The following is a 5,100-nucleotide window of genomic DNA, read 5'->3' as shown; positions in this document are numbered from 1 at the left end:
TCAGGCAGTTCGAAAGCTCAACGCCGCTATAAGGTCGGCTATACCAGCACCCGCCACGAAGACCGAACCACGGGCATGACCCGCTATTACAGCCAGCATCCCAGTTTGCACTTAAAAGGTAACTGGCTGGAAGCAGCGGGCTTTGCGACCGGACAGCCAGTGCAGGTCAGTGTTGAGCACGGACAGTTGATTATCCGGCTGGTTGAGAATGGCTGACGGCTAAAAAAGAGATCCCGGCTCAAGACCGGGATCAGTATTAGCTCAATCGTAATTGCTCAATTTCCCTATCTAACCAATTATGATGCTTTTCTATCAATGAGTGATAATTTTCTTCCGAATAATACTCAGATGGTGAAAGATTATTACCAACACCCTGGACTATATTCGGTGAATCTACACTATCCCCCCAAAGAACCCAAAACTCATTCAGCTTAAGGAGAGCATATACATAATCATCAGGTAACTCTTTGAACAATAAAAAATATAAAGCTATACATTTCCACTTTCTTTCTGATAATTGAAGGTTTACATTTTTTTTATCACATATAGCCTCTAAGTTATTAATTAATTCGCCAGTAATTTCTGTGCAAAAAGCAGCTTCAGATACCTCGGTCAAAAGAGCGTCAGTCATATCGAGTTTTGACAATTCACTACACGCAAATTCACTAATATTAGCAGCTGATAAATGACCAGCTGGATTTCCCTTAGCCCCAAGAAAAATCATTCCCCAATCAATTAATCCCATTTGATTAGCCAAAAAATACATTTCATTTATCATGGTTTTGATGGTACTCCATTAACTGTTCCTCCAGTGACAAACATTCTATGACTTACGCCATCTAATTTCGGATCTATTATCCACTCAAATCGTCCTTCAACCCCATTTAAACTCCCTGGCAATTGATAAAGAGTAGCTCCATTTTTCAGTTTCGTTTGTGTTGCTAAGCCTGCATAATTGTCGACAATATCATTGAACCCATGAGCTTTAGCTACTGAAGGAAATTCTTGTGTCGCTGTTGGCTTATTCCTATTTGAATAAACAGATATTTCTTTCCCATCAATATCAACAACAGTTTTGTTAGGTAGCTGATCTACTTTATTCCCACTACCTGTTCCCTTCTCACCAGTTCCAACCCTTGGATTATCTAATACGTCATTCTTGATGGTTTTTTTACTTGAAATGCTTCCTTTTTCATTAGGCAGCGACTTCCCATCAAACTTACCAACCGGATGCTCAACATTTGTCACCAGTCCCTGATTTTTCGGGTTATATTTCCCTTCTCCGGCACTCCATTGCGGAAGTAGGTTTTCCATTTTATTGCCACTCGAACTTTTAGCTAATGCCAAAAAGGTTTTCGCAGCCACATACTGAATCACTTTGCCTTCGTTGGTCGGAATGCCACTGGACACAATTTCAGCCGCTTTCTCCGGTGTCATTTTTTCATTGGACATCACCACATCCAACGGCACACCGAAGAAGTTCCCCCACGCCACAATCAGTCCTCTGGCTGGATCCTGGCCTTCGGGATGGGTGCCTCTCGCTTGCTTCGCCAAGGCTTCTGACAATTCATCCGGTGTTGCACCGTCTTGGAGCATTTTATTGGCTAATGAACCCTGCGCCTGTCCATAATTCGCCAGCCCACCAAAGTCACTGTGCTTCAAGAAGTTATTCTCAATGACAACGCATTCCATTGCGACGTTGACCGCCGGACGCCGATTTTCATAATGCCCTCAGTCAGTTACAACCCGTTTTTTCCCGTGCTGCTTTGTCGCCGAACCCAAAACCTCCTGACGCGCTTTTCGCCCCAGAAAGCCGGTTTTTCCCGCCGGGCCCTTGTCAGTGTGCATCTTAAAGGTAACTGGCTGGAAGAAGCCGGGTTTACCACCGGACAGGCAGTGAACATCACCGTTGAACGGGGGCAGCTGATTATCCGGCTGGTTGAGAATAATTGACCGCTAAAAGGAGATCCCAGCGCTTGGGCTGGGATCTTGAAGTTAACAAGGCAGTTGTTTGAGTAAAGTATCTATCTCATCTTCATCTTCTGGATGTAGTTGAAGATATTTTTCACAGGCTAATCTGACATATTCAAAACCAACAGATTCAGGCACGATAATTTCTCCCTCCCATACACCAAAAGTAATGCCATCAAAGTGATATTCAGGGTCTGGATCCTCAAAATCTGGAAAAATGCAATAGGTTTCATTAACACCACACCCATTTTTTTTCAGGATATACGGTAACGCCCATAAAAACTTATTTTGAAGATATAAAGAATTAAAAAACTCTTTCATCACCCATTCAGAATCGTTGTCAAAATCTACTTTTTCGAAAAGATGTTGATTGTTCATTATGCCACCGGGAAAAAGTTCATAACTCTACCTGTTTCTTGATCCAAATAAACTTGGAATTTAACGCCACCGGCTGACGATTCATACTCACGCACCCCCTGAGAAATGGCTTTTTCATAACCCTTAGAAGCAGCCTGTTGACCTAGTTCCAACATTTTTTGATCAGAGAAAACTTTCGGATCATATACTGTTTTCGTCAATACTTGTGCTTTATGTCCAGTGACATTTCCTGCCCTATCTTTTGATGGAATCTGATACTCAATTTGAGTAATGCCTTTGACGTTACTGGGTGTTTCACTGACAACCTTAATTCCTTGCTCCGATACCGTTCGCTTAAACACGTCAGCGTTGTGTGTACCACCTACTCCTTTTTTAGATATTCCATCAAAATCAGTCAGATGATGCTTTTGATTTAAACTAAAATTGATCCCATCTGGATAAGAATTTTTAGCCAGCCCCAAAAAGGTTTTCGCAGCCACATACTGAATCACTTTGCCTTCGTTGGTCGGAATGCCACTGGACACAATTTCAGCGGCTTTCTCCGGTGTCATTTTCTCATTGGACATCACCACATCCAACGGCACACCAAAAAAGTTCCCCCATGCCACAATCAGCCCTCTGGCTGGAAGAAGCGGGCTTTGCGACCGGACTGCCGGTGCAGGTTAGTTGAGCACGGGCAGTTGATTATCCGGCTTGTTGAGCAGAACTAACGGCTAAAAAGGAAGATCCCAGCACTTGGCTTGGGATCTTTTATCACTCAAGAATCTTTGTCTGGATTAATGTATAGATATCTTTCATCAACTTCTAACGATAATTCATTCACTATCTTAATTATTTGATGATATTCATCTTTTGTTATTTCAACGTCATAATCAGCTATATGATCACATAATGTTTCGAATGCTAGTACGTTTTCGGCATGATCTATATATTCCAAGTCATAATCAACAAGTGAAGGTTCTAATCGATCTTTCAATCCTTCCCCCAAAAGCCTTATTTTTTGGTTCACATGCATATTCATTACTCCTTATTTTATAGGCTTCAAGGTTGCTGCTGGTTTCGATACGTTATCTGGGAACGCAGTGACAACTTTACCATTTGCAGGCTCATAGATTACTCGCATACGAACACCATCACGAACTTCCCAGGCAACCCATCTAGCAGGTTTTCCAGATTTGGTATAAAGCCCGCCAGTTCCTGATTGTGCATACCATTGAGTTTTTGGAGAGGTCGCAATATCACCTATTTCATGAACAATTTTTTCTTTCGTCCAATTAGATGGGAACGTTGTTTTTCCAGGATTTCCTGGGAAAATATGACCACCACTTGTAGGACTATCTCCATAAAGTATATGTTTTTTCGCCTCAGGAGGGAGAATATCTACATAATCTGTACTTTTACCAACGCTTCCAACTGTATCTTTGTAAGGCAGTGATTTTGCGTCAGGTTTACTTGTTGGATTCTCAACGTTTGTAACTTTACCCTGATCTTTCGGGCTGAATTTTCCTTCTCCGGCACTCCATTGAGGCAGCGTGTTTCCTGTTTTACTGCCCGCCCCCGGATTTTTAGCCAACGATAGGAATGCTTTTGCCGCCACATACTGCATCACTTTCGCTTCACTGGTCGGTACACCGCTGGCAACGATGGAAGCGGCTTTCTCCGGTGTCATTTTTTCATTGGACATCACCACATCCAACGGCACACCGAAGAAGTTCCCCCACGCCACAATCAGTCCTCTGGCTGGATCCTGGCCTTCGGGATGGGTGCCTCTCGCTTGCTTCGCCAAGGCTTCTGACAATTCATCCGGTGTTGCACCGTCTTGGAGCATTTTATTGGCTAATGAACCCTGCGCCTGTCCATAATTCGCCAGCCCACCAAAGTCACTGTGCTTCAAGAAGTTATTCTCAATGACTATTTCCCCGGCATTGGCACCACTGTTCGCGCCTGCTGCGCTGTTTGTCGCAATCGCACCCGCCACGCCGCCGATGATTTTGCCACCCGCCTGAATGTTCATCGGGTCGCTAAAGGTTTTATCCAGCGTTATCGCCGCCAGTTCCGCAGCTAACGCCCCCACCGCTGCCCCTTTGGCATTTCCACCGCCAATCTCTGCCGCCAGGGCAGACACCGCCGCATGGCTAATCGCTTTACCGGGCACCCCCAAAATTTCTCCGTTATCCCCAATCAGCCCGGCCCCTTCCGCGTTAATCTGGCTACCGATATTGCTCAACAACGCGGTTTGCAGATTGTCCGTCAAGCTGCCGCCATGAATAGCGGTGCCCAATGTTGAACTCACGACGGATTGTGCCGCAATACGCTGGGCCACCTGACTCCAATTATTCTGACTCAATAAAGGCAGCTGTGCTTTTAGAGGATCGACCACGGTTTTTCCTTCGACCAGTTTTCCCCACCCCATCGTGTGGTCCAATCCCCCTAATGCCCCACCCACGGTGATTTGTGTCACGAGAGATTTGACTGAATCGCGCTGTGCTAAGGTTGACAGTGTCTGGGTGAGATTGCCTTTGTTTTCAATTAAGGCCACCGCCGCCTGCGAGGCTAGCCCGATCATTCCGCCATACGCCGCCCCATAAACCGCGCTCGCTGTAGCCCCGGTGACGCCGGTTGCGCCAACAGCACCGCTTCCTGCCCAGGCCGCCAGGCCAGAGCCCGCGGTGACCGCCGCGACCGCAATCGCCATCACGGCCCCTGCGACCGGGTTTAAGCGGGTGCTTTTTTGGTCCCAACGGCTGTAAG

At 45.7% G+C, this 5,100-nt stretch carries 8 protein-coding genes; 2 read left to right on the top strand and 6 right to left on the bottom strand.

The features are described 5' to 3' along the window. Window positions 1-216 (top strand): SymE family type I addiction module toxin (locus ACGF7G_RS21505; RefSeq protein WP_387468261.1); only part of this gene is annotated, 216 nt, incomplete at its 5' end. Between the two features lie 40 nt (window positions 217-256). Here ACGF7G_RS21505 and ACGF7G_RS21500 read toward each other — a convergent pair. After that, window positions 257-757 carry a DUF2247 family protein gene (locus tag ACGF7G_RS21500; protein WP_387468259.1) on the bottom strand — a complete coding sequence of 167 codons (501 nt, stop codon included), beginning with the start codon at window positions 755-757 and terminating at the stop codon, window positions 257-259. Window positions 758-774: 17 nt separating this feature from the next. Next, the gene (locus ACGF7G_RS21495) at window positions 775-1,692 is read right to left on the bottom strand and encodes a hypothetical protein (protein WP_387468258.1); all 918 of its coding nucleotides are present in this window, start codon (window positions 1,690-1,692) and stop codon (window positions 775-777) included. A gap of 33 nt (window positions 1,693-1,725) precedes the next feature. On the opposite strand from ACGF7G_RS21495, the gene ACGF7G_RS21490 reads away from it, so the two are divergent. After that, window positions 1,726-1,953 (top strand): SymE family type I addiction module toxin, encoded by a 228-nt coding sequence (locus ACGF7G_RS21490; protein ID WP_387468256.1) that lies wholly within the window; start codon window positions 1,726-1,728, stop codon window positions 1,951-1,953. Between the two features lie 42 nt (window positions 1,954-1,995). Here the strand turns inward: ACGF7G_RS21490 and cdiI are convergent, their stop codons facing one another. The 4 genes from cdiI to ACGF7G_RS21470 form a co-directional block, all read right to left on the bottom strand. Then, complete coding sequence (cdiI, locus tag ACGF7G_RS21485) at window positions 1,996-2,349, bottom strand: ribonuclease toxin immunity protein CdiI (protein ID WP_387468254.1); 354 nt, start codon at window positions 2,347-2,349, stop codon at window positions 1,996-1,998. Further along, the gene (locus ACGF7G_RS21480; protein ID WP_387468252.1) at window positions 2,349-2,915 is read right to left on the bottom strand and encodes a CdiA family toxin C-terminal domain-containing protein; all 567 of its coding nucleotides are present in this window, start codon (window positions 2,913-2,915) and stop codon (window positions 2,349-2,351) included. The genes cdiI and ACGF7G_RS21480 overlap by 1 nt, the downstream gene beginning before the upstream one ends. A 191-nt stretch (window positions 2,916-3,106) precedes the next feature. Beyond that, window positions 3,107-3,364 carry a MafI family immunity protein gene (locus tag ACGF7G_RS21475; protein WP_110085971.1) on the bottom strand — a complete coding sequence of 86 codons (258 nt, stop codon included), beginning with the start codon at window positions 3,362-3,364 and terminating at the stop codon, window positions 3,107-3,109. Between the two features lie 12 nt (window positions 3,365-3,376). After that, on the bottom strand, window positions 3,377-5,100 hold a 1,724-nt coding region (locus ACGF7G_RS21470), incomplete at its 5' end, for a DUF637 domain-containing protein (protein WP_387468250.1).

The sequence above is a fragment of the Photorhabdus sp. RM323S genome, assembly GCF_042879375.1.
Classification (GTDB): domain Bacteria; phylum Pseudomonadota; class Gammaproteobacteria; order Enterobacterales; family Enterobacteriaceae; genus Photorhabdus; species Photorhabdus tasmaniensis.
This window is presented reverse-complemented; position numbering and strand designations above follow the sequence as displayed.